Source organism: Azospirillum ramasamyi, assembly GCF_003233655.1.
Taxonomy (GTDB): domain Bacteria; phylum Pseudomonadota; class Alphaproteobacteria; order Azospirillales; family Azospirillaceae; genus Azospirillum; species Azospirillum ramasamyi.
In genome coordinates this window covers 514771-538645 of the sequence record NZ_CP029829.1, presented here as the reverse complement: position 1 = coordinate 538645, position 23875 = coordinate 514771, and the positions used below count along the sequence as shown (strand labels likewise).

The 23875-nt window shown below is 68.0% G+C and carries 24 protein-coding genes; 12 read left to right on the top strand and 12 right to left on the bottom strand.

Translation table 11 applies throughout. The annotated features are described in order from the left end of the window. Window positions 1-85 precede the first annotated feature (85 nt). Window positions 86-745 carry a class I SAM-dependent methyltransferase gene (locus DM194_RS02490; protein WP_111065769.1) on the top strand — a complete coding sequence of 220 codons (660 nt, stop codon included), beginning with the start codon at window positions 86-88 and terminating at the stop codon, window positions 743-745. Here DM194_RS02490 and DM194_RS02485 read toward each other — a convergent pair. Further along, a complete protein-coding gene (locus DM194_RS02485) occupies window positions 735-1340 on the bottom strand; it encodes a uracil-DNA glycosylase (RefSeq protein WP_111065768.1) in 606 nt (201 codons plus the stop codon). The two genes, DM194_RS02490 and DM194_RS02485, sit on opposite strands and share 11 nt — an antisense overlap. Before the next feature lie 186 nt (window positions 1341-1526). Between DM194_RS02485 and DM194_RS02480 the strand changes: the two genes are divergently transcribed. Beyond that, window positions 1527-1937: a 4a-hydroxytetrahydrobiopterin dehydratase gene (locus DM194_RS02480; RefSeq protein ID WP_111065767.1), complete on the top strand. Its 411-nt coding sequence runs from the start codon at window positions 1527-1529 to the stop codon at window positions 1935-1937. Between the two features lie 45 nt (window positions 1938-1982). On the opposite strand, the gene dgcA is transcribed toward DM194_RS02480, so the two are convergent. The 8 genes from dgcA to minC all read right to left on the bottom strand — a co-directional run bounded on the left by dgcA (window position 1983) and on the right by minC (window position 10296). Beyond that, on the bottom strand, window positions 1983-2975 hold the full coding sequence (gene dgcA / locus DM194_RS02475; RefSeq protein ID WP_111065766.1) for an N-acetyl-D-Glu racemase DgcA: 993 nt from the start codon (window positions 2973-2975) through the stop codon (window positions 1983-1985). Window positions 2976-3082: 107 nt separating this feature from the next. Beyond that, window positions 3083-4129 carry a methyl-accepting chemotaxis protein gene (locus tag DM194_RS02470; protein ID WP_111065765.1) on the bottom strand — a complete coding sequence of 349 codons (1047 nt, stop codon included), beginning with the start codon at window positions 4127-4129 and terminating at the stop codon, window positions 3083-3085. Between the two features lie 378 nt (window positions 4130-4507). Continuing rightward, window positions 4508-5836 carry a methyl-accepting chemotaxis protein gene (locus DM194_RS02465; RefSeq protein WP_111065764.1) on the bottom strand — a complete coding sequence of 443 codons (1329 nt, stop codon included), beginning with the start codon at window positions 5834-5836 and terminating at the stop codon, window positions 4508-4510. Further along, window positions 5811-6335, bottom strand: a complete 525-nt coding sequence (locus tag DM194_RS02460; protein ID WP_111065763.1) for a PAS domain-containing protein — start codon at window positions 6333-6335, stop codon at window positions 5811-5813. Before DM194_RS02460 ends, DM194_RS02465 begins: the two co-directional genes overlap by 26 nt. Before the next feature lie 241 nt (window positions 6336-6576). Then, window positions 6577-7971 (bottom strand): CRTAC1 family protein, encoded by a 1395-nt coding sequence (locus tag DM194_RS02455; protein WP_111065762.1) that lies wholly within the window; start codon window positions 7969-7971, stop codon window positions 6577-6579. A 288-nt stretch (window positions 7972-8259) separates the two neighbouring features. After that, window positions 8260-8622, bottom strand: coding sequence for a cell division topological specificity factor MinE (gene minE / locus DM194_RS02450; RefSeq protein WP_111065761.1), 363 nt, complete (start codon window positions 8620-8622; stop codon window positions 8260-8262). Continuing rightward, window positions 8619-9434 (bottom strand): septum site-determining protein MinD, encoded by an 816-nt coding sequence (minD, locus tag DM194_RS02445; protein ID WP_111065760.1) that lies wholly within the window; start codon window positions 9432-9434, stop codon window positions 8619-8621. The genes minE and minD overlap by 4 nt, the downstream gene beginning before the upstream one ends. Before the next feature lie 94 nt (window positions 9435-9528). Next, window positions 9529-10296, bottom strand: coding sequence for a septum site-determining protein MinC (minC, locus tag DM194_RS02440; RefSeq protein WP_246024252.1), 768 nt, complete (start codon window positions 10294-10296; stop codon window positions 9529-9531). Between the two features lie 808 nt (window positions 10297-11104). Here minC and DM194_RS02435 point away from each other — a divergent pair. From DM194_RS02435 to DM194_RS02385, 10 genes are all read left to right on the top strand, one after another. Then, window positions 11105-11860, top strand: a complete 756-nt coding sequence (locus DM194_RS02435) for a PhoH family protein (protein WP_111065758.1) — start codon at window positions 11105-11107, stop codon at window positions 11858-11860. Between the two features lie 217 nt (window positions 11861-12077). Beyond that, window positions 12078-14264, top strand: a complete 2187-nt coding sequence (locus DM194_RS02430) for a bacteriohemerythrin (RefSeq protein WP_111065757.1) — start codon at window positions 12078-12080, stop codon at window positions 14262-14264. A 74-nt stretch (window positions 14265-14338) separates the two neighbouring features. After that, on the top strand, window positions 14339-14953 hold the full coding sequence (locus DM194_RS02425; RefSeq protein ID WP_111065756.1) for an SCO family protein: 615 nt from the start codon (window positions 14339-14341) through the stop codon (window positions 14951-14953). Between the two features lie 250 nt (window positions 14954-15203). Next, window positions 15204-15572 (top strand): AtpZ/AtpI family protein, encoded by a 369-nt coding sequence (locus DM194_RS02420; RefSeq protein ID WP_111065755.1) that lies wholly within the window; start codon window positions 15204-15206, stop codon window positions 15570-15572. Between the two features lie 12 nt (window positions 15573-15584). Beyond that, entirely contained in the window at window positions 15585-16328 is a 744-nt protein-coding gene (locus DM194_RS02415; RefSeq protein ID WP_111065754.1) for a F0F1 ATP synthase subunit A, read from the top strand. A gap of 71 nt (window positions 16329-16399) precedes the next feature. Beyond that, window positions 16400-16627, top strand: a complete 228-nt coding sequence (locus tag DM194_RS02410; RefSeq protein ID WP_111065753.1) for an ATP synthase subunit C family protein — start codon at window positions 16400-16402, stop codon at window positions 16625-16627. 94 nt (window positions 16628-16721) lie between these two features. Beyond that, window positions 16722-17372, top strand: a complete 651-nt coding sequence (locus DM194_RS02405; protein WP_111065752.1) for a F0F1 ATP synthase subunit B family protein — start codon at window positions 16722-16724, stop codon at window positions 17370-17372. Next, window positions 17369-17848, top strand: coding sequence for a F0F1 ATP synthase subunit B family protein (locus DM194_RS02400; protein WP_111065751.1), 480 nt, complete (start codon window positions 17369-17371; stop codon window positions 17846-17848). Before DM194_RS02405 ends, DM194_RS02400 begins: the two co-directional genes overlap by 4 nt. 176 nt (window positions 17849-18024) lie before the next feature. Further along, window positions 18025-18855, top strand: coding sequence for a DODA-type extradiol aromatic ring-opening family dioxygenase (locus DM194_RS02390; protein WP_246024251.1), 831 nt, complete (start codon window positions 18025-18027; stop codon window positions 18853-18855). A 192-nt stretch (window positions 18856-19047) separates the two neighbouring features. Then, window positions 19048-21051, top strand: a complete 2004-nt coding sequence (locus DM194_RS02385) for a sensor histidine kinase (RefSeq protein WP_246024250.1) — start codon at window positions 19048-19050, stop codon at window positions 21049-21051. A 15-nt stretch (window positions 21052-21066) separates the two neighbouring features. Here the strand turns inward: DM194_RS02385 and DM194_RS02380 are convergent, their stop codons facing one another. The 3 genes from DM194_RS02380 to fdh3B all read right to left on the bottom strand — a co-directional run bounded on the left by DM194_RS02380 (window position 21067) and on the right by fdh3B (window position 23864). Then, window positions 21067-21756, bottom strand: coding sequence for a class II aldolase/adducin family protein (locus DM194_RS02380; protein WP_111065749.1), 690 nt, complete (start codon window positions 21754-21756; stop codon window positions 21067-21069). A 152-nt stretch (window positions 21757-21908) separates the two neighbouring features. Beyond that, entirely contained in the window at window positions 21909-22964 is a 1056-nt protein-coding gene (locus DM194_RS02375) for a formate dehydrogenase subunit gamma (protein WP_111065748.1), read from the bottom strand. Window positions 22965-23186: 222 nt separating this feature from the next. Then, complete coding sequence (gene fdh3B / locus DM194_RS02365; protein ID WP_111065746.1) at window positions 23187-23864, bottom strand: formate dehydrogenase FDH3 subunit beta; 678 nt, start codon at window positions 23862-23864, stop codon at window positions 23187-23189. Window positions 23865-23875: the final 11 nt, after the last annotated feature.

The window sequence follows — 23875 nt, the reverse complement described above, 5'->3', positions numbered from 1 at the left end:
TGTGTCTACACCGTTTGAAATGTGTAACATTCAAAAGCCATCGACCAGCATACCCCCAACAGCGGAGTCCCTTGGGAAACCCCGTATGAACAACGTCTCTCCGCAAGATTTCGTCAGCGACAACACGACGCTGACGACCACCCCGCTGTTGCCGGAAATCCAGCTTCATCTTGCCACCGAGGTCACGCCCCTCTGGCAGGCGACCGAGGAGACCTTGGCCGCCACGAATTTGCCACCGCCATACTGGGCCTTCGCTTGGCCGGGCGGGCAAGCGGTGGCGCGGCTTGTGCTCGACCGGCCGGAACTGGTGGCCGGCAGGTCGGTGCTCGATTTCGCCGCAGGCACCGGTCTGGTCGGCATCGCCGCGATGAAGGCCGGGGCGGCGCGGGTCCAGTGCTGCGACATCGACCGCTTCTCGCTCGCCGCCATCGCGCTGAACGCCGAGGCCAACGGGGTGGATCTCAAGGCGGTCAGCGCCGATCTGGTCGACCGGCCGCTGCCGGGCATCGACGTCGTGCTGGCCGGCGACGTCTGCTACGAGAAGCCGATGGCCGACCGGGTGACGGCATGGCTGCGCGAGATCGCGGCAACCGGAACGCTGGTCCTGCTGGGCGATCCCGGCCGCGCCTATTTCCCGGCCGGCGGTGTCGAGAGGCTGGCGACCTACACCGTCCCGACCTCGCTGGAACTGGAGGACCGGGAGGCCCGCGAAACGACGATCTGGCGCCTGCTGCCTAACGGTTGAGGCGCGACACGGCCAGCCGCAGGTCGGCCAGGAAGGTCGGCTGCTCCACCAGCTGGCCGCGCAGCAGATAGCTGGGGTGGAAGGTCGGCACCACCTCCACCCCCTCCAGCAGCCGGCAGGGCAGCAGCTTGCCGCGCAGCTGCAGGATGCCGTTCTCCCCGGTCAGCGCCCAGGTCGGCGTGCGGCCGAGCGCCACGATCACCGACGGGCGGTATTCGGCCAGGGCGGCGCGCAGATGCCCGATCTCGCCGGCGAACTCGGCCAGCAGCCGGTCCGACGTGCCAAAGGCGCCCCAGCTCTCGTCGATCTCCCGCCCCTCCTTGCGGGCGCGGGCGCGCGAGGCAAAGAAATGCCCGACCTTGTTGCCCGGCGGCTGATAGCGGAAGACGTTGGCGACCAGGCATTCCGCCCGCTCGATCCCCACGGCGGCCAGCGATTCGTCCAGCAGCTTGCCGCTGCGACCGACGAAGGGGGTGCCCTGCCGGGCCTCCTCCGCCCCCGGCGCCTCGCCGACGATGGCGAGCCGCGGCCCTTCGACCGGCTTGGTCGGGTACTGGTAATCGGCGAAGGGCATATCGGTGCGCAGGTCGGTCATCGGATCGCTTCCAGAAATCTTGCCAAATGGGCGCAGTCGGGGCGCCGGGCTTGCCGAAGCGCAGGCCGGAACCCAAGCTTGTAAGCGGTAAGCTTCTAGCCCAGACCGCCCAAGCTGCAAAACAAGCCAACCCGCCAACAAGCCAATCTTCAAGCAAGCCAATCTTCAAGCAAGGGAGAAACCGGGATGACACCGCAAGCACCGGCGACACAGGAACTGTCCGGCAAGACCTGCGAACCCTGCCGGGGCGGAATACCGCCGATGGACCGCGCGATGGCCGCCTCCTATCTGGTGCAGGTGCCGGGCTGGGTCCTGAAGGAGGATCCCGACCGCATCGAGCGCGACTTCGAATTCCCCGACTTCGCCCAGGCCCAGGCCTTCGCCAATCAGGTGGGCACCCTGTGCGAAACCGAAGGCCACCACGCCGACATCCATTTCGGCTGGGGCCACTGCTGGGTCGCCTTCTGGACCCACAAGATCAAGGGCCTGCACGAAAACGACTTCATCATGGCCGCCAAGGTCAACGGGCTGGCCGACGCGCCCTATGTGCCGGCTTCCATGGGGACTCCGCCGCCGCCCTATGTGCAGAAGGTGTGAGGGATTCGCTTCCGGGTCGGTGAAGGCAGCCTCCACCCCAACGCCCTACCCCCACAACTCCGCCGCCGGCGGCTGCACCACCGCGCCGTCATAGTGCAGCCCCGGCTCGCGGTCGCGGGCCAGCAGCAGCGGGCCGTCGAGATCGACATAGCGCGCGCCCTGCCCGACCAGGACCGCCGGCGCCATGGCCAGCGACGTCGCGACCATGCAGCCGACCATCACCCCGAAGCCCATGGCATGGGCGGCGCGGGTCATCGCCAGCGCCTCGGTCAGGCCGCCGGTCTTGTCCAGCTTGACGTTCACCACCTGATAGAGCCCGCGCAGACGGTCCAGCGACTCCAGCCCGTGGCAGGATTCGTCGGCGCCCAGCGGCACCGGGCAGTCGACGCCGCGCAGGACGTCGTCCTGGCCGGCGGGCAGCGGCTGCTCGATCATCTCGACGCCGAGACCGGCCAGCACCGGGGCGAAGCGGTGCAGCTGGTCCAGCGTCCAGCCCTCGTTGGCGTCCACCACCAGCCGGGCGCCGGGCGCGGCGGCGCGGACGGCACGGACCCGGTCGAGGTCGCCCTCCCCCGTCAGCTTCATCTTCAGCAGCGGATGGCGCGGCGCCCGTTCCCGCGCCGCGGCGGCCATCGCCTCGGGCTCGTCGACGCTCAGCGTGTAGCAGGTGACCAGCGGCCGCGGCGGCTCGGCCAGCCCGGCGAGCTTCCAGGCCGGCACGCCGCTGCGCTTGGCCTGCAGATCCCACAGGGCGCAGTCCAGCGCGTTGCGGGCCGCCCCCGGCGGCATCAGCCGGGACAGCCTGTCGCGGTCGAGCCCGTCGGCGACCGCACCCGCCATCGCCTCCAGCGCGGCGGCGACTCCGTCCACGCTCTCGCCGTAGCGGGCATAAGGCACGCATTCGCCGCGGCCGCGGTGCGGACCGTCGCTCACCTCCGCCACCACCACCGCGGCTTCGGTCTTGGCCCCGCGCGAGATGCGGAAGGATCCCCGGATCGGAAAGCTTTCCCGGCGGACGGTCAGCAGTTGGGCGGACATGAGTGCGAATCCCGAAACGGAACAGGGCCGGGAGTGTATCCCGGCCTCGCCCCAGTCCGCGATAGTGAAGACGACCGGCCCGAAGCGGCCGGCTCACTGCTTCCGGTTCACCGCTCCTGAATGATCACGCCGTACCAGCCGAGCCCCTTGTAGGTCTCATAGCCGGGCGTCAGCGCATAACCGACGATGCGGTTCTTGTTGTCCATGTAGTGGCCCATGGAGCCGGCATTGCGGCGCAGCGGCACCGTCTCGGTCAGCAGGCCACGGCCGTCGGACGAGGCGATCACCCGGTGACGGGCGTCGAGCAGCAGGCAACGCGACCTCTCGCGCTCTCCGGCGTCCAGCCGCACGCCCTCGACCACGGCGGCGGCCTGCGGCTCCCAGTCGAAGAAGATGCCGAGCACGCCGATGGCGTCGCCGTCCGACTCGCCGTCGCGGCGGATGGCGGTGGCATAGGTGGCGACGACGCGGTCGTCCAGGCTGCGGTTGCGGGCAACGTCGCCGACCGTGAACTCGCCGCCGTTGCGGGTGGCCAGCGCCTGGCGGAACCAGGGCTCGTCCGACACGTTGGCGCCGCGGGCGCCGGGATAGCGGTCGGGCCGGCCGTTGGCGATGACCTTGCCGTTGCGGTCGGCGATCCAGAGGTCGAGATAGACGGTGTAGGATTCCAGGATCACGCCCAGCCGGCGCGAGGCATGGCGGCGCGTCTCATCGCTCGGGTCGGCGGCGCAGTCGACCACCGCGCTGTCGGTCGCCCACCAGCGCACATCGCAGGAGCGTTCGTACAGGTTGCGGTCGATGATCTCGATCATGTTCAGCGACAGATCGGCCAGCCGCTTGCCGTGCATCTCCTGCACCATGGCGCTGCCGGTGGTGGTCAGGTGATCGACGCGGGCGACGATCTCCGACCGCAGTTCCTTGGTGATGCTGTTCACCTGTGTCGAGATCTCCGACACCTCGTTGGCGACGACGGCGAAGCCGCGCCCGGCGTCGCCGGCGCGCGCCGCTTCGATAAGGGCGTTCATCGCCAGCATCTTGGTGCGCCGGGTGATGTCCTCGATCAAGGACACCTTCTTCGAGGCAACATCCAGCACGCCCCGCGACAGCTCGAACAGATCGGTGCCCGCCATGCTCATCGTCTTGTCCCCCGTCATGACCGTCCCTGCTTCCCCATCATCAAAAGCCGTGCCAACCGTCGCCGGGTCTTCGCGGGCCGCCCAGCCTCCCCGATTTCCGCGGCACTTGGCCGCGGATGACACGACAGGTCCGGATGTTTCAGGACTGTCGTTCGGTTAAGATGCTGAAACAAAAGGCAGGCTGGCGTGAGGTTGCTCAACCGGCCGTGGCGGCGGCAGTCATATGCCAGCCATGGCGTCGCCAAGTAGCACGATTTCTCGCTAAATCCGCAATAAAAAGTCCGAGCAGCCAGGAAAGAGGCCGGATCAATTCCGCATTGCGGGATTCCATGCATATGCCGTGCACATTCCACGGGCAGTTGATGCGGCGCACACCACCACGCCGCATGAACGCCGTCAGGCGACGCGATGCATCTCGTCGAGGAAGAGTTGCACCTCGCGGGTCAGCCGGTCGGCTTCGGCCGCCATGCGTTCGGACGCAGCGAACACCTCGTGCGCGGTGCCGCTGGTGCGGCCGGCGGCATCGGTGACCTCGCGGATGTCGTCGGACACCGCGCGGGTGCCGGCGGCGGCCTGTTCCATGTTGACGAGGATCTCGCGCACGGCGGAGCCCTGCTGGTCGATCCCGGCGCTGATGCCGCCGGCGATCTCGTTGATCGAGGTGATGGTGCGGCCGATGCCGAGGATGGCGCCCACCGCCTCGTCGGTGGAGGACTGGATGCCGGCGATCTGGGCCGCGATATCGCCGGTGGCCTTGGCGGTCTGGTCGGCCAGCCGCTTCACCTCCTGCGCCACGACGGCGAAGCCCTTGCCGGCCTCCCCCGCCCGTGCCGCCTCGATCGTGGCGTTCAGGGCCAGGAGGTTGGTCTGGCGGGCGATGTCGTTGATCAGGGTGATGACGTCGCCGACCGTGCGCGCCGCCTCGGACAACGTGGCGACCAGCGCGTTCGACCGCTCGGCCTCGCCGGCCGCGGTTTCGGCGACGCGGGCCACCTCGCCGATCTGGCGGGCGATCTCGGCGATGGAGGCGGACAGTTCCTCCGTCGCGGCGGCGACGCTGCCGACATTGCTGCCGGTCTGCGCCGCGGAGGCCGCGACCGACGAGGCCTTGCCACTCGCCTGGGTCGCGTCGGTCTCCATGGTGCGGGCGGAGACCTCCAGCCGGTGGGCGGTGTCGGCCACCTCGCTGCAGACGCTCTGGATCTGCCCCTCGAAGCGCTGGGTGACCCCGGCGAAACCGGCGACCTTCTGCGAAATGCTCTCGGTCGCCGCATTGATGGTGCGGCTGGCGTGCAGGAAGCCGCCCTGCATGCCGCGCAGCACGATCCGGCGGAAATACTTGTGTTCCGACACCGCATGCATGGAGGCCGTCGCCTCGCGCACGAAGGCGTCGGTGCGGTCGATGGCGTCGTTGGTGGCGTGCATCAGCTCGCCCAGCGCTCCACCCTCGCGGATGCCGATGACCCGCGCCTCGAAATCGCCGGCGGCGACGGCTCGGTTGACCTCGGTCAGCTGCCGCACCGCGGCGGCGGTACGGCGCAGGTGCAGGCCGGCCCCGCCCAGCGCGGCGAGCCCGGCCAGCGCCAGGCCGGCGCGCAAGACGGTATCGCCGGCATCCAGCAGCTCGACGACCAGCAGGGCCGCCAGCGCGGCGAAGCCAAGCGCGACCAGCCAGCCGACCCGGGTCAGGGACGAGGCGTTAGAGGGAGAAGACGAATTCGTCATACCCGATTCCCTTTTCGGCCAGCAGGGCGAGGACGGCGGCGAATCCGGCCTCCATTCCCTGCTTGCGGTCGGCATGGCTGTCCTCGATGTCGAGGAGCTGGCGGTAGAGCGGAATAACCTTGTCCAGCGCCGACCGCTCCGGCACCCGGCGGGAGGAATGGTAGCCGATCACCCGACCGTCCGCGTCGAAACTGGGTGTGACATGGGCGAATACCCAATAATGATCACCGTTGCGGGCGCGGTTGACCACATAGGCGAAGATCTCCTGCTCCGCCTCCAGCGTGTCCCACAGCAGCTTGAACACGCAGCGCGGCATGTCGGGATGGCGCACGATGGAATGGGGGGCGCCCATCAGTTCCGCTTCGCTGTAACCGGCGACCTGCTGGAACACCCGGTTCGCGTAGGTGATCCGCCCCTTCAGGTCCGTCTTGGAAACGATGACTTCATCCGGGTCGAAAAAGCGTTCCACCCCCGTCAGGAGAACGTCGCGTCGTGCCATGTGCCTTCCGGTCCCCCGCATATCCGACCCGCCCGGATCACACCGGTAGCGGCATGCTCCTTCATCGCGGCGAAAACCGGCGGCAAGGACGGATTATGTCCGAATCGGAACGCCGCGCGATGCCCCGCACCGCGGGCGCCGCAACGATCCGCACTGTAGTGTGACGGAAGCTTGCAGAAAAGACTCTACCTATTGCGGTGCTGAAATATTTGGCTACGGACGATAGGCCGGAACAGCCGCCTCATTCCGGCGGATAGGGTATGGTCAGCAGCCGGTCGGCCGGCGGGTTGTCCACCGTCACCACGGTGCCGTCGGGCCAGCGCACCTCCACCTGCTCCACCGCATGGAGCGGCCCCAGGCCGAAATGGGCGACCGGTTCGCCCTGGCAGAGATAGCCGGAGCCGGCGCACACCGCCCGGCGCTGGCGGCGTCCGCCGGCGGTCAGGCTGACCACCGCGCCGCGGGCCGGCGCGCCGAAGGGGGTCAGCGGCTGCACGCGCAGCCAGCCATGGTTGTTCGCCTCCGGCCGGAAGACCGACAGCGGCTGCGCACTCACCTCTGCGCCATGGGAGCCGCCATGGGAGGCGCCATGCGCCAGGATCAGTTCCAGACGCCCGTCCCCGTCGATGTCAACAGCGACGGCGCCGGTGCCGAGCCCCTTCGGCTCGGCGGCGTCGCCAAGCTCCAGCTCCTGCCACTGGTCGTCGCGCCAGCCGAACAGGCGGTTCGGCTCGCCATGGGCATGGAAGAACAGCTCCTCATAGCCGTCATTGTCGAAATCGGCGGCGACGACGGTGAAGATGCGGCCGGGCATCGAAAAATCGGCCCCGGCCGTTTCGACGAAGCCGCCGCCCATGCGCTGCTGGAAATAGCGCTGCGCGCCGTCCCAGGTGCCGACCACGAGATCGAACAGCCCATCGCCGTCGGCGTCCAGCGCCACCACCGCGCGGCCGGACGGACGCGAATCGGCGATGCCGCGTTCTTCCGCGATCTCCTCGAAATTGCCGTCGCCGAGGTTGCGGAACAGCTCGTTGGGACCGCCGTCGTTGACCGTCACCACATCCATATGGTCGGAGACGATCGACAGGGCGGTGACGCCGCGTGCCGCGCCGATGGAGTCCAGCCCGGCCTCCTCCGCCCCATCCTCCAGCCGGCCGCGGCGGGTCAGCTCATAGAGGCGCAGGGGACCGCCATCCGTCGCCACCAGGAAGCCGTAGCGGCCATGGCCCCAGCGGTCCATCGCCGCGACAGCGCCGGCCGCGGTGTGGTTGGCGACGCCGGCATTCTCCGCCTGGGCGAACAGGTCGAGCCAATGCTTGCCGAAGCAGGCGAACAGCCGGTCGGCCATGTCCTTGGAACCGGTGGCGCGGTCGCTGTTGACGACGTAAAGCTCCTCCCGCCCGTCGCCGTCGATGTCGGCGGCGGCCAGCCCCAGGGCGGGGCCGGCGGGATCGGCGAGCAGCGGACCCGCGATGTCGACCAGCCGGCCGTCCACCCATTTCAGGGCGAGGTTGGCGGTACGGTAGCCGGCCACGACCAACTCGAAGGCCCCATCGCCGTCGATGTCCGTGACCGCAATTCCGTTCGATGGCCGCGGCGGGTTCTCGGCGATCAGCGACGAGCAATCGACGAACATCGGCACCCTCTTGTCCCGTGGTCGGTCCGCCGCCTCCAGCCCCGGTTCCTGGACCCGTCATAGGCAGGCCTTTGGAGCCATTGGCCTTTCGTGCGGCGTATCCCTGTTGATACCCCGTCCCCGCCCGCCCGTAAACCCGGACGGATGATCAGGGGCGGCCTATGTCCGATGCCGAAGCCCAAGCCAGAGGCTCCGAAAGCAGAATCCCCCCGGCGCGGCTGCACCGGAGGGATCCTTGACATTCGGACGAAACTCCGGCGGCGGCGGAAACAGGTGCCGCCCCCCGGGTCAGATGCGCTTCTTCGCACCGGCATTGCCGGCGGTTGCGCGCTTGGCCGCGGCATCGTCGTTGCCGGCCGGCTTCTCGGCCGCCTTGGCCGCGGCGGCGGCCTTGGCCTGCTCGCGGGCCGGCAGTTCGATGTTGACCTCCAGGGTCGAGCAGTCACCGCCGCGGTCGAGCTTCACCTCGACCTTGTTCTCGTCGATGTTGACGTATTTGGCGATGACCGCCAGCAGTTCCTGCTGGAGCATCGGCAGATAGTCAGGGCCGCTGCGGCCGGCGCGCTCATGCGCCATGACGATCTGCAGACGCTCCTTGGCCTGAACGGCCGACGCGCGCGGTGTCGTGCGGAAGAAGTTGAAGATGCTCATGCGCTCCTCCGCAGGAGCCGGCTGAACAGGCCCTTCTTCTGGGGGGTGACGAAGCGATGCTCGATGTCCTCGCCCAGGAAGCGGCCGACCGCGTCCGAATAGGCCAGCCCGGCATTGGAAACCTCATCGAGGATCACCGGCATGCCGACGTTGGAGGCGCGCAGCACCGCCTGGCTTTCCGGAATGACGCCGAGCAGCGGGATCGCCAGGATCTCCAGCACGTCGTCGACCTTCAGCATCTCGCCCTTCTCGACCCGCTCCGGGTCGTAGCGGGTCAGCAGAAGCTGCTGGGTCACCGGCTCCAGCCCCTGTTCCGCCCGGCGGGAACGCGAGTTCAGCACGCCCAGGATGCGGTCGCTGTCGCGCACCGACGAGACTTCGGGATTGGTGACGATGATCGCGTGGTCGGCGAAATAGAGCGACATCAGAGCGCCGCGCTCGATGCCGGCCGGGCTGTCGCACAGGATGTAGTCGAATTCCTTCGACAGTTCGTTCAGAACCTTCTCCACCCCCTCGCGGGTCAGCGCGTCCTTGTCGCGCGTCTGCGACGTGGGGAGGATGTAGAGGTTGTCGATCCGCTTGTCCTTGATCAGCGCCTGGTTGAGCTTCGCTTCGCCATTGATGACGTTGATGAAGTCGAAGACCACCCGGCGTTCGCAACCCATCACCAGATCCAGGTTGCGCAGGCCGACGTCGAAGTCGATGACGACCGTCTTGAAACCGCGAAGCGCCAGTCCGGTTGCGAAGGCCGCGGACGAGGTCGTCTTGCCGACACCGCCCTTGCCGGAGGTCATGACGATGATCTTGCTCAACGGAGCCTCTCCCATAATCCCAAAGTTGCCGTCACCGATACCATAGTCGATCCGAAGATATCAGCCTTCGGAACAGACCCTATCCTATCGCGTCTCAGCCCGTCTTCAGAAGGTCCATGCTGAGTACGCCGTCGCGCAGGAAAACCTGCACGGCTTTCTTGTAAAAGTCACTGCCGATGTCTTCGCTGATACGATAATTGCCTGCGACCGAAAGAACCTCCGCCTCCAGGCTGTGGCAGAAGATGCGGGCGTTGGTGTCGCCGGAGAAACCGGCCAGCGCCCGGCCGCGCAGCGCGCCGTAGACATGGATGTTGCCGTCGGCCAGCAACTCCGCCCCCGGAGAAACGGAGCTGGTGACGATCAGGTCGGTCTTCTCGGCATAGACCCGCATGCCGGAGCGCACCGGTTCGGTCACCACCACGGTCGGGCGGTGGACGACCTCGATCAGCACCTGCGGAGCGGCGACCGGCGCCTGCTGATCCGGCTGGCGGGGATCGGGGGCCTTCACCACCTCTTCCAGCTTGGCGGCGCGGCCCGACGGCATCGGCGTCAGGCCGACATTCATCGCCGCCTCGCGCACCGCCTGCGGCCCGCCCTGGAATCCGACCGGCAGCAGGTTCAGCGCCTGCACCTGCGCCACGAAGGCGCCCAGGTCGAAGACGATGGACTCCGGCAGGTCGTCGAAATCCAGCACGACCGGCGCGTTGTGGAAGAAGTTGGGCGCCTGGCGCACCTTGACGTTCAGTTGGGTGAAGAAATTCGGCGATGTCGGAGCAAATACCTTCAGCACCATCATGGTGAAGGAATTGCCTCGCAACTGGAACGGCACATCCCGTTCGGCGACCTGACTGGCGCTGCTCACCGTAGCCTTCCCGTTCGTTCCTGCCGTCCCGTGCCGTGCGTCCGGTCCGCCCTGCGTCTGGTTCCGCCCTGCGTCCGGTCCGGAGCCGACCGCCATCGCGCCCGGCACCGGCATCGAGCCGGCCAATCCGCGCCTTCTAGCCGTCCGCAGCGGTCGGATTCAAGAGTTTCCCCGCCCCCACGAGTGACAATCGAATGCCGCGCCCGAGTGCCGGGCCAGCGCCCGGCGGCGGACAAGCCCAAACACCCCCTGGCCATCGCAGACCGCGGCGACCTGGGCGAGAGCTTGGGCCGTGACCGTCCACCTGAGCGGACAGGCCAGGGTTGCGGCATGTCGTTCGATTTCCCCCGTGGCCGCACAGTGTAATGAAAGCGTCCGGCAGCGGCAAAGCCTTTCGGCCGCATCAGCCGGAAGGCCAAGCGGCGGAGGATACGGCTCGGCAGAAAGGATTACCAACCCTGCCCTGCCCCAGCTTTCCCGCGGCACCCACACCATATCTAGTATGAATATTTCGCGTCGACCGCAATTTCTCCTGACGCCATGCGTTTAGACCGGTACAGTCAGGTTGCGTGGCTTCCAACGACGACGAGGTTCTCTTGCACCTTGTTCCGCTCATAGAGCACCTCCCCCGTCGGCCCGCACCGGCATGTCCGGATCCGGCACGACGCCCGGCCGCAACCCCCGGCGAAGCATTCAACAGCGAGCATCCATGCATCCGGTCGAGCCTCCCCCTGCGGGAGGCTTTTTTGTGCCCGGATGCCGTCATGCCCGGCTCCGGCGCCACCCCCACCTATCGAGGAGATGCGACATGGCCAAGCGTTCCAGCAAAGGCATCGCCGCGGCGGACGATTCCACCGTCCACCCGCTTTTCCCCAGCATGAGCAGCCCCGCCGCCACCGGCTGGGATCCGCTCGGTGGGCGCGACGACCGCCGCGACCAGAGCTATCTCCGCAAGGTCAAGCCGCAGAACCCCAACCAGAAGCTCCTGATGGAGGCGATCAAGACCCATAACCTGGTGGTGGCGCTCGGACCGGCGGGCACCGGCAAGACCTACATCGCCATCTCATCGGCGGTGGAGGCCCTGGAATCGGGAAGCGTCGACCGCATCGTCCTGTCCCGCCCGGCGATCGAGGCCGGCGAGAGCATCGGCTATCTCCCCGGCGACATGCACGAGAAGATGGCCCCCTTCCTGCGCCCGCTCTACGACGCGCTGACCGACCGGCTGGGCTCCAAGCGGCTGCGGATGATGATGGCCGACGGCACAATCGAGATCGCGCCGGTGGGCTTCATGCGGGGCCGCACCCTGAACAACGCCTTCGTGGTGATCGACGAGGCGCAGAACTGCACCTACGCCCAGATCAAGATGCTGCTGACACGGCTGGGCTGGCACTCCACCATGGTGCTGACCGGCGATCCCGACCAGACAGACCTGCTGGACAACCTGTCCGGGCTGGCCGACATCGCCCGCCGGCTGGAAGCGGTGGAGGGCATCGCCGTCGCCCGCCTGACCGAGAAGGACATCGTCCGCCATCCGCTGGTCGCCAGCATGCTGACGGTGCTCTGACCGCGGCCGTTCGCCGCAACGTTGTCCGGGAGGCGTCGATACGGCGCCTCCCGCCCCCCTGGTGCCGGCGCCCTCGCCTCTCACACCCCGCTATGGTTGCGTTTATGACATTCAGCTGACCGAAACGTGGGATATACGAGCAATTAGGCTTGACGGCCGAGCCGGCCCCGGCAAATGTCCCCAAAATTTCACAGGACATCGCCAGGGGGCCGCAGCCATGACCGTTGCCGTGTTCGAACGCATCAGCATCCGTGGCAAGATCGCAGCGATCCTGGCGGCGTCCGGTGTCGGGCTGGTTCTGATCGCCGTGGTCAGCCTCATCGGTCTGCGTGCCGAGATGATGACCGATCGCCGCGACAAGACCCGCAGCGTGGTGGAGATCGCCCACGGCCTGATCGCCCATTTCGAGGCGCGCGAGCGGACCGGCGCCCTCTCCCGCGCCGAGGCGCAGGAAGCGGCCAAGGCCGCGCTGAAGGCGCTGCGCCATGACGGTGACGAGTATTTCTTCGTCACCGACCTCCACCCGCGCATGGTCATGCACCCGATCAGGCCGGAACTCGACGGCACCGACGTGTCGCGCAACGCCGACCCCAACGGCAAGCTGCTGTTCCAGGATTTCGTGCGCGTGGTGAAGGCCGAGGGCGCCGGATTCGTCGATTACCTCTGGCCGCAGCCCGGCTCGGCGGAACCGGTGGCGAAGCTGTCCTACGTCAAGGGATTCGCCCCGTGGGGCTGGCTGGTCGGGTCGGGCATCTACATCGACGACGTCGACGACGCCTTCAGCCGCGCCGCGTGGCGGCTGGCCGGCACCGGGCTGCTGATCGCGCTGACCGCCGGGCTTCTGGCGCTGCTGGTCAGCCGGGCCATCGTCCGGCCGCTCGGCGACCTGGGCAGGGTCATGCAGGAGCTGGCCGGCGGCAACAGCGCGGTCGCCGTACCCGGCCTCGGCCGCGGCGACGAGATCGGCGCCATGGCCCGCACGGTCGAGGTCTTCCGCGTCCAGCAGATCGATCTTGCCGGCCATTGGGAGCGGCAGAAGATCGAGCATCGCGTGGGCGAGCAGCGCGCCCAGGCGCTGAAGCGGCTGACCGACCGCTTCGACGCCACCATCGCGGAAACCATCCGCACCGTCGGCGCCGCCGTCGGCACGCTGGAGACCACCGCCCGCGCCCTGTCCGCCACCGCGGACCGCAACCGGCGCGAGGCGACCTCCGTCGCCGGCGCCTCGCAGCAGGCCTCCTCCAGCGTGCAGACCGTCGCCTCGGCGGCGGAGCAGCTGACCGGCTCCATCGCGGCGATCGGGCATCAGGTGGTGACCTCGTCGGCCATCTCCACCCAGGCGGTGGAGGCCTCGCACAAGGCGGGCGAGCGGATCGACGGGCTGGGCCAGGCCGCCCGGAAGATCGGCGAGGTCGCCGACATGATCGCCGGAATCGCGAGCCAGACCAATCTCCTGGCTCTGAACGCCACCATCGAGGCGGCGCGGGCCGGCGAGATGGGCAAGGGCTTCGCCGTGGTGGCCGGCGAGGTGAAGACCCTGGCCAACCAGACCGCCAATGCCACCGAGGAGATCGCCCGGCACATCGCCGAGGTGCAGGAGGCCACGCGGACCGCCGTCGCCGCCATCCGCGAGATCGGCACCATCGTCGCCCGCAGCGACGAGATCGGCACCTCCATCGCCGCCGCCGTCCAGCAACAGGGTGCGGCGACCGGCGAGATCGCCCGCAGCGCCGGAGAGGCGGCGGAGGGCACCCGGCAGGTCTCCACCAGCGTCGACGCCGTGTCGGACGCGGCGCTGGAGACCGAACGGTCGGCCGGCGCGCTGCTGGACGCCGCCGGCGGGCTGTCGCGGCAGGCGGAGGGGCTGCGCGCGATGGTCGACGCCTTCCTGGTCAATGTCGAGGCGATCAACGCGGCGCCGCTCGCAGCGCTCCACGACACCCCGCCGGCCGGGTCGGAAGCCTTCATGCCCTGGACCGACAGCCTGGCGGTCGGCGAGGAGGAAATCGACACCGACCACATGATCCTGATCGCGCTGATGAACGAGGCGGCCTCCCTCGCGCGCCGGGCGAAGGCCTCCACGGGAGGCGGCGAGCGCCGGGCCCTGGGCGAGGCGATCGGCCGCCTGCTGGCCTACACCGTCCTGCATTTCGAGCAGGAGGAGCGGCTGATGGACCGGTGCGGCTATCCCGACGCCAAGGCCCACAAGGCCCAGCACGAAGCGCTGCTCACCCGGGCCGGCGATCTGCGCCGCCGCCTGAATGCCGGCGACTCCGTGGCCGACGAATTGCTGGCCCTCATCCGCGAATGGCTGTTCGAACACATCCAGCGCGCCGACAAGCGGATCGGCGAGCATCTCGCCGCCGAAACAGCCGCCCGATCCGGGGGCAGACGGGCGGCGTAACGGGCATATGGCCGAAGAACCGACACCCCCCGCCTCTTGACCTGGGCGGCAAGCGGCCCCATTCCTGACGTACCATGAAGGCACGATTCATCCGCATAGCCGCCGCATCCGTCCTCGCCATCGCCGTGTCCGCCGGCATCGCGTGGTGGCAGGTGCGCAACGCAGAAACCACCGTGGAAAGCGGGGTGAAGACCGCCGTGCCGATCGGCGGCCCCTTCACGCTGACCGACAACCACGGCCGCACCGTCACCGACGCCGATTTCCGCGGCAAATACATGCTGATTTACTTCGGCTATACTTATTGCCCGGATGTCTGCCCGACCGAGTTGGGGGTGATGACCCAGGTGGTGGACCAGCTGGGTCCGAAGGCGGAACGGATCCAGCCGGTCTTCATCACGGTCGATCCGGACCGCGACACTGTGGCGCACATCAACGATTATGTCGGGCTGTTCCATCCCCGGCTCGTCGGGCTGACCGGCACGGAGGAACAGGTGCGCGAGGCCGCCCGCGCCTACCGCGTCTATTACGCCAAGGCGCCGATGAAGGACGGGAAGCCCGAGGATTACCTGATGGACCATTCGAGCTTCATCTACCTGATGGGGCCGGACGGAAAATTCGTCGGCGTGTATCCCGGCGGCACCGCGGCCGACAAGATCGTGCAGGATCTGTCCGGCCGGATCGACGGCTGATCCGGGCGGCGGGGGTGAAAAGCCCCCGAAACCCCGGAAAGCCGGTCATACCACCGGGTTTTTTCGCATGCTGGAGCGGGACAACGCGCCGCAGCGCGGCAAAATCCGTGATATTTCCTTTCTTTCCCAATCATTTCAAAGACTTAGACCGCAGGTTTTGCGACTTGACAGGGTAGCGCCCCGCCCGTATGGTCTCGCCGCTTTCGCATGGCTGCGAGCCAACGAGTGCCAAGGGTGATTGAGAGGCGGTATGGACAACAAAACGCCCCCCGATCCTTTGGGTGACCTCGAGGCCCGGTTGCGTAAGGCGCGCGAGGGACAACGCGGCTGGTCTGGCGGACCCGGTAGCAAATACCACCGTCCGCCGCAGGGCGCCCTCGCCACCGCCTGGCGTATCGGGACGGAGCTTGTTGCTGCCATGATCGTCGGCGTCGGCGGCGGGCTTCTGCTCGACCGTTGGCTCGGCACCGCGCCCTGGGGACTGATCGTCATGTTCTTCCTGGGGGCCGCGGCGGGAGTCCTGAACGTCTACCGGGCCGTCAACGGCTTAGGCATCGCCGCCGGCTACCGCCGGCCCACTGGGGACGACAACGAGCGCCAAGACGGCGACGCACACTGAGCGAGGACGACCTTGGATCCGCTGCACCAGTTCCAAATCAACCCGTTGTTCCAGATCGTGCTCGGCGGCTACGACGTGTCCTTCACGAACTCGGCCTTCTTCATGGTCGTGGCCGTGGCGGCGATCTACGCCCTGCTGGTCATGGGCATGGCGAACAAGTCGATGGTTCCCGGCCGCCTGCAGGCGCTGGCCGAGATGTTCTACGAGTTCGTCGCGAACCTGGTGCGCGACAACGCCGGCCACGACGCCAAGCCCTATTTCCCGTTCGTGTTCTCGATCTTCATGTTCGTGCTGTTCGGCAACATGCTCGGCATGATCCCCTACACCTTCACCTTCACCAGCCACATCATCGTCACCTTCGCCCTGGCTGCCACGGTGTTCGTGTTCGTGACGCTGCTGGCGCTGATGAAGCACGGCCTGCATTTCTTCACGTTCTTCATGCCGCACGGCGCTCCCAAGGCCCTCGCCCCGATCCTGATCCCGATCGAGGTGATCTCCTTCGTGATGCGCCCCGTCAGCCTCTCGATCCGACTGTTCGCCAACATGATGGCCGGTCACACGATGCTGAAGGTCTTTGCCGGCTTCACGGTCATGATGATCAGCGGCTTCGGCGCGCTGGGCTTCGTCACCGGCCTCGTCCCGCTGGCGATCAACGTCGCGCTGATCGGTTTCGAGTTCCTGGTGGCGTTCCTGCAAGCCTACGTCTTCTCGGTCCTGACCTGCCTCTACATCCGCGACGCGCTGGAACTGCACTAAGCTCCGGCGTCGACACGGAACACAGTTCGTCCTTTTCAACCAGTTCACCCTTACCTAGAGGAATGAGTAACATGGAAGCTGAAGCCGCCAAGTACGTCGGAGCCGGTCTGGCCGTCACATTCGCCCTCGCTGGTGTCGGCCTGGGTATCGGCAACATCTTCTCGACCCTGATCGGCTCGATCGCCCGCAACCCGGCCGTTCAGCCCAAGGTCTTCCCGATCGGCATTCTGGGCTTCGCGCTGACGGAAGCCGTCGCGCTGTTCGCTCTGCTGATCGCCTTCCTGATCCTGTTCGCCTAAGGCCAGAGCGGCTTCTCAGAAAATCAGCTCTGACGCGGCGCCGGGCTTCTTAAGCGAAGTTTCGGCGCCGCTCCTTTGCCTAGGGGGACCGATCATGCCGAACCTGTTGGCCAAAGGCCGGCTGGCCCGCTGGTCGGGAGTGGCGGGCGCCTCGCTCGTCACCCTCACCACGATGGCCAGCACCGTCCTGGCGGCCGCGGCGGAGCACGCTCCGAACGCGGCGCAAGGCGGCGAGCACGCTTCCGGCGGCCTGCCGCAGCTCAATCCCGCCAATTTCCCGACCCAGATCTTCTGGCTGGCTCTGACCTTCGGCGTTCTCTATTACCTCATGTCCAAGAAGGCGCTTCCGCGCGTGGCAGAGGTTATTGAAGCGCGGCAGGAGCGCATCTCGCGCGATCTCGCCAAGGCGGCCCAGTTGAAGGAAGAGGCCGAGGCCATTCTGGCCCAGGTCGAGAAGTCCCTCGCCGGCGCCCGCAGCGAGGCCCAGGGCGTCATCGCCCAGGCCAGCGCCGATATCGAGGCGAACAACCAGGCCCGCCAGGCCCAGCTGACCGCCGACATCGCGGAGCGTCTGCACAGCGCCGAGGCGGCCATCGCCACGGCGAAGGACCAGGCTCTGGCCAACATCCGCGCCGAATCCACCGGGATCGTCCGCGATATCGCCGACCGTCTGGCCGGTGTCGATGTCGATCAGGCCCAGGCGGACGCCGCTGTCGCGGCCGTGCTTGAGGAGCGCCGGGGATGAACACAGCTGAATTTTGGGTCCTGGCTGCCTTCGTCATCTTCGTGGCCCTGGTCTGGAAGAAGGCGTCGGCTGCCATCGGCACCGCTCTCGACGGCCGCGCCGAGCGTGTCCGTGCCGAACTGGACGAAGCCGAGCGTCTGCACAAGGACGCCCAGGCTCTGCTGAACGGCTACCAGCGCCGTCTGGCCGACGCCCAGAAGGAAGCGGAGGCCGTTCTGGCCTACGCCCGCGAGGAGGCCGCCCGCCTGCGGGCCCAGGCCGGCACCGAGCTGGAAGCGTCGCTGAAGCGTCGCGAGGCCCAGGCCATGGACCGCATCGCCCAGGCGGAAGCCTCGGCGCTGGCCGAGGTCCGCAACCTGACGGTCGACATCGCCATCGGCGCCAGCAAGCGCGTCCTGTCCGGCGGCCTGCCGCCGATGCAGGCCGACAAGCTGATCGAGCAGTCGATCAGCGAGTTGCCGAAGCACCTGCACTGATCGGTCCCCACCGATTGGAGTAACCGGGTTCCGCAGCGGCAAGGGTTTTCCTGACCATTGTTGCGGTGTGAACAACGGAGTTTCGAAAAACCCCGGCCTAGGCGCCGGGGTTTTTCTTTGCTGGAATGGGACCGTCGCCGCCCTCCCCCATTGCCCGGCCGGAGTTCCGTTCGTCCATGCCCTCTCTCGCCCAGTCCTCCCTTGCCCAGTCCTCCTTTGCCCAACCCTCCGCCGCCCTGTTCCCGTCGGTCTTCGTCTCCCACGGCGCCCCCACGCTGATCCTGGAGACCAGCGCCGGCCGCGACTTCCTGGCCGGGCTCGGTCGCAGGCTCGGCCGGCCGAGCGCCATCCTCGCGGTTTCCGCCCACTGGACGACCCGCGACGCCGCGGTCAGCGGCGCCGAGGCGCCGGAAACCATCCACGACTTCCAAGGCTTTCCCGACGCGCTTTACCGCATGCGCTATCCCGCCCCCGGCGCTCCGGCGCTGGCGGAGCGGGTCGCCGAATTGACCGGCGCGGCCATCGACCCGGCGCAAGGCCTGGACCATGGCGCCTGGGTGCCGCTGATGCTGATGTATCCGAAGGCCGATATCCCGGTGGCCCAGCTGTCGGTGATGCCCCGCCGCAGCGCCGCCGACCACATCGCGCTGGGGCGGCGGCTGGAATCGCTGCGGCGGGACGGGGTGCTGATCCTGGCCAGCGGCGGCGCGGTCCACAATCTGCGGGAATTCCGTTTCGGCGGGACCAGCACCGCGGCCTGGGCGACCGGCTTCGCCGGCTGGTTGGACCGGACGCTGGAGGCCGGGGACAGCCAGGCCCTCGGCGATTGGTTGACCGCAAGCCCGGATTCCCGCCACGCCCATCCCAGCGACGAGCATTTCCTGCCGCTGCCGGTGGCGTTCGGCGCCGCCGGCCCAAAGCCGCGGACCGAGCGGCTGCATGCCGGATTCGAGCATGGCAGCCTGGGCATGCACGCCTATGCCTTCACCTCCGGAGATATTTCCTGATCATTGGCGGTACTCCGTCGCGCACTTGTCTGTTTGCCTGCGGGGATCACCAAGCTACAATCCGCGCCGCGCGGGAGCCGGCCGACAGGGTGTGGCCGCCCCTGCGAATCGTCAGGCACAGCGCAAGCGGGAGTCGGTGTGAAGCGGAACGGCATTCTGTCCCGGAGCGGCCGCCGGACCCGATTCCGCGACATGACCGTGTCGGCCCGGGTCAGCACGGGCTTCGGTATCGCGCTCGGGCTCGTGGTCCTGCTGGCGCTGGTCGGCTTCGGCTGGTTTTATGCGGCCCAGCGCGACATCGGCGCCTTCTCCGGCCGCGCCGACCTGTCTCAGGCGGCGGCGGACGCCGATGTCAGCCTGCGCGACCTTGAGGTCGCCGTGCGCGACCATCTGACCTACGGCGACGACCAGAGCCTGCTCGACGCCTCCTGGCGGCACGATACGCTGCGCGAGCGGCTCGACACCTTGTCCAAGGGTGCGGTGGAGATCGCGGACCGGCAGGGCGTCGACAAGGCCAAGTCGGCGTTCGACGATTATTGGGCCGCAGTGCAGACGGTGATCGCCCTGCGCGGCGAGCGCAGCGACCAGATCGCCGGCGTGCTTGAACCGATGGTCGCCCAGACCCGCCGGAAGCTGGACCAGCTCAAGGGTGCGGGCGGCGTCGATTCGACCGCTTTGGCCAGCGACGCCGCCATCGCCGTGCTGCTGATGCAGGACCACCTGACCCGCTACATCGACCGCCGCGATCCGCAGGATGCGGAGGCGATGCGCGCCCAACTCGCCGTCGCCCGCGACCGGCTGGCCGAGATGAACCGCTACCTGTGGGTTCCCGGCACCAAGCAGGCGATCGACGAGGTTACGGCGTTGCTGTCCAAGGCCGGCGGCGTGCTGACCGCGATCGAAACGGCCGTCGCCGAAGAGGACACCCTGCGCGCCGAGGCGATGGCCGCCAACGCCGCCGGCATCGCCGCCAATCTGGGCGAGATCCGCCGCCGGGCGGAGGCGCGGACCCAGGCCCTGCGCGGCACGCTGGCCGACGGGCTGTCGGGCTACACCACAGTCGCGCTGTGGATCGGCGGTGCGATCCTGCTGGCCGGGCTGCTGGCGCTCTGGCTGGTCCAGCGCAGCGTGGCCGCGCCGATGAAGACCATGGCGACGGCGGTAACGGCGCTGGCCGCCGGCCGCACCGACGTGACGCTGCCGGCGCTGTCCGGTCAGGACGAGATCGCTGCCATGGCCCGCGCGGTCGAAACGCTGCGCGCCACCGCCGAGGAAACCGAACGCGAACGCCGGGAGGCGGAGGTGGAGCACACCCGCCTTCAGCGCGAGAAGGCGATGGCCGAGGCCGCAAGCCAGGCCAAGAGCGATTTCCTGGTCAATATGGGACAGGAACTGCATGGACCGCTGACCGAGATCGTCAACGCCAGCCAGTCGCTGATGACCGACCTGCACCGGCTGGGCGTCGACGAACTGGCGACCGACGTCGAGCATATCCAATGGACCGGGGAACAGCTGACCACCCTGGTCGATGCGCTGCTGGACTACGCGAAGATCGAAGCCGGGGCGATGGACGTCTGCCTGCAGGACTTCGACATCAACCGGCTGCTGACCGAAGCGCGCGAGCGGTCGATGCCCGCCGCCGACCTCTACGGCAACGCGCTGGAACTGTCCGCCCCCGCCGGGCTCGGGCAGATGCATTCCGACTTCACCAAGGTGCGGCAGACCCTGCTGAACCTGCTCGACAACGCGTGCAAGTTCACGCAGGAGGGCACCGTCACCCTGTCGGCGGAGAAGGTGGAGCGCAACGGCGCCAGCTGGTATCGCTTCATCGTGGCGGATACCGGCCGCGGATTTCCCAGCGCGCAGACCGGCCGGCTGTTCCAGCCCTTCGTCCAGGCGACCGGCACCGGCGCGGTGGCCACCCGTGGGCAGGGCAAGCCGCGCGGCGCCGGGCTCGGCCTGACCCTGGTCGGCCATTACACCGCGATGCTGGGCGGGGACATCGAAGTGGCGAGCGAGCCCGGCCAGGGAACCCGCATCACCATCGCCCTCCCCGCCGTCTATGAGGCTCCGGCCGAAGAACGTGCGCTGCAGGTCGAGGCGGTCGGAAACGCCAAGCCCCTGCTGCGGGTCGCGTCGCTGAAGCCGGCGGGACATCTCGCCGGCACCTCCCTGATGACCCAGATCGGGCCGTAACCCGACGCCCGACCGTCAGCGGCGCGGGCGCGCGGTATCCTCCGGTGCATCGTTGTCGTCGACCGGTTGGCCGTACTTCATCCGCCGCATCTTCTCCGCCACCCGCGCGATCTCGTCGGGCGGCAGGATCCTGGGCTCGCCCAGTTGCTGGGCATAGAGATACTGCCGGGCCAGAGTCTCGATCTCCACGCCCAGGGACAGGGCGGCCTGAACGCTCGCCCCCAGCACGATCATGCCGTGGTTGGCGAGAAGACAGGCGAGCCGTCCCTCCAGCGCCGTCAGCGCGTGGTCCGACAACTCCTGTGTGCCGAAGGTGGCGTAAGGGGCGCAGCGGACCGAATCGCCGCCGGCCAGCGCCACCATGTAATGGAAGGACGGGATGCCGCGGCCATGCACCGCCAGCGCGGTGGCGAAGGTCGGATGGGCATGCAGCACGACCATCACGTCCGGCCGCGCCCGCAGGATGTCGCGATGGATCCGCCATTCCGACGATGGGCGGCGATTGCCCAGATAGGTGCCGTCGAAGCCCATCTCGACGATGTCGTCCGGGGTCATGGCGTCGTAGGCCATGCTGGTCGGCGTGACCAGGAATCCGCCTTCGACCCGATGCGACAGGTTGCCCGACATCCCCTGGTTGATGCCCAGCCGGTTCATGGCGAGGCAGCCGTCGATCACGGACCGGCGTTCGGGGAGATGGGAAATCATGGCGGGCGCGTCCGAGATTGGGGAGCGCCAAAGGGGCCATGGAGTCCGGTGGAGGTCAAGGGGGTTGACCTTGCAACGCATTGCCCCCGCCCCAACCCTCCCCCGCAAAGCGGGAGAGGATCAAGGCGGGGGCATTCGTTGTCGCCTAAACCTTACTCAGCCGGCCTGCCGTGGTGGTGACCGTGGTGCACCTTCTCGCCGGTCACTTCCTCGACCCACAGCGAATGGTGCTCGCGCGCCCATTGCAGTTCGACTTGACCGTCGCCCATGGCGTCGAAGGCGCCTTCCATGCCGACGGAGCCGATGTAGATGTGCGCCAGGATGATGGCGATCATGATGATCGCGATGGCGGCGTGGAGCAGCTGATAGAGCTGCAGTTCCTCGAGCGTTGCGAAGCTGAAGGGGAAGATCAGCTGCACGCCGGTGAAGCCCAGCGCCGCACCGCCGACCACGGTGGACCAGAAGATGATCTTCTGACCGCCGTTGAACTTGTGCGCCGGCGGGTGGACGCCCTTGGAGAACAGGCCGCCCGCCTTCAGGAACCAGGTCAGGTCATGACGGGACGGGATGTTGTGCCGGGCCCACATGACAAGGATCAGCGCCACGCCCAGGATGAAGGCGAAGCCCAGGAAATTGTGCGCCAGCTTGCCGTAATGGGTGATGGCGGCGAAAGGCTCCGGCCCGATCAGCGGCAGCAGCGTGTAGCGGCCGTACAGCACGTTCAGGCCGGAAATGGCGAGCACGACGAAGCTGCTGGCGGTCAGCCAGTGGACGCCGCGCTCGAAGGCATTGAAGCGCTCGATGGTGCGGCCGGTCTTCTCACCGTCGATGCGGATGCGCCCGCGGACCAGGAAGAACAGAACCAGCAGGGCGACGATGCCGGCGAGCACCCAGGTGCCGTACTCGGTAAGCGGTCCGTTGCGCACCGCGCGCCAGGCCTCGCCTTCCGACTGGATCAGAACGCCGGCCTGCTTGTTGGGGATCGAGACGGTGCCCTGCTCGCCCAGGCGGATGCCGTGCCAGGTTTCCGCTATGCTCTTCCCCGGAACCTGGGACGGCACCGGCGGCGCATCGCGGTCGATCTGCTGGCTGTTGACCGGCTGATCGACCGGACCGCCGACACGGACGCTGGACTGCGCCGCGACGGGCGATGCCGCGCCGCAGGCAAGGCCGAACCCGAGCAGCAGAGCGGCGGCAGCCGCCTTCATGCGATGACCTTCCATCGGACGCTCCCTATCGCACACCCTGATATGCGGCGCGCTCTTGCAGCGCCCGCACCTCGTCCGCGGTGCGCGGCGTGTCGGCCGTGCCCCGGTAGACACCCTTGTCCAGATGGATCGGACGCGGTGCCGCGTCCTCCTGGCACCCGGCCAGAAGGAGCGCGGCGCCGAACGCCAACAGGACGGTGCGCGTCCCCACCATCGTCACTGTCACAGCCCCTGCTTCTGCACAGGAGTCCCGCCGGCCGCACCGCCGGTGCCCTGGAACAGCGAGCCGCCGGGCTGGCCGCGCTCCTGACCGGACTTGGTCTCGTAGGCGGTGCCCCAGCCCCAGGCGCCGGAACCGAAGCCGCGGGCGGTGACGCGCTCGCGGTAGATGTCCGACACCTTGTCGGCGTCACCGGCCAGCAGCGCCTTGGTCGAGCACATCTCGGCACAGAGCGGCAGCTTGCCTTCGGCCAGACGGTTGCGGCCGTACTTCTTGTACTCCGCCTCCGAATTGTCGGCCTCGGGACCACCCGAGCAGAAGGTGCACTTGTCCATCTTGCCGCGGGTGCCGAAGTTGCCGGCCTGCGGGTACTGCGGCGCACCGAACGGGCAGGCGTAGAAGCAGTAGCCGCAGCCGATGCACAGATCCTTGTTGTGCAGGACCACGCCTTCGGCGGTCTGGTAGAAGCAGTCGACCGGGCAGACCGCCATGCAGGGCGCGTCGGAGCAATGCATGCAGGCGACCGAGATCGTCCGCTCCCCCGGCTTGCCGTCGTTGATGGTGACGACACGGCGGCGGTTGATGCCCCAAGGCACCTCATGCTCGTTCTTGCAGGCGGTGACGCAGGCGTTGCACTCGATGCAGCGCTCGGCGTCGCACAGGAATTTCATCCGGGCCATGGTTCAAACTC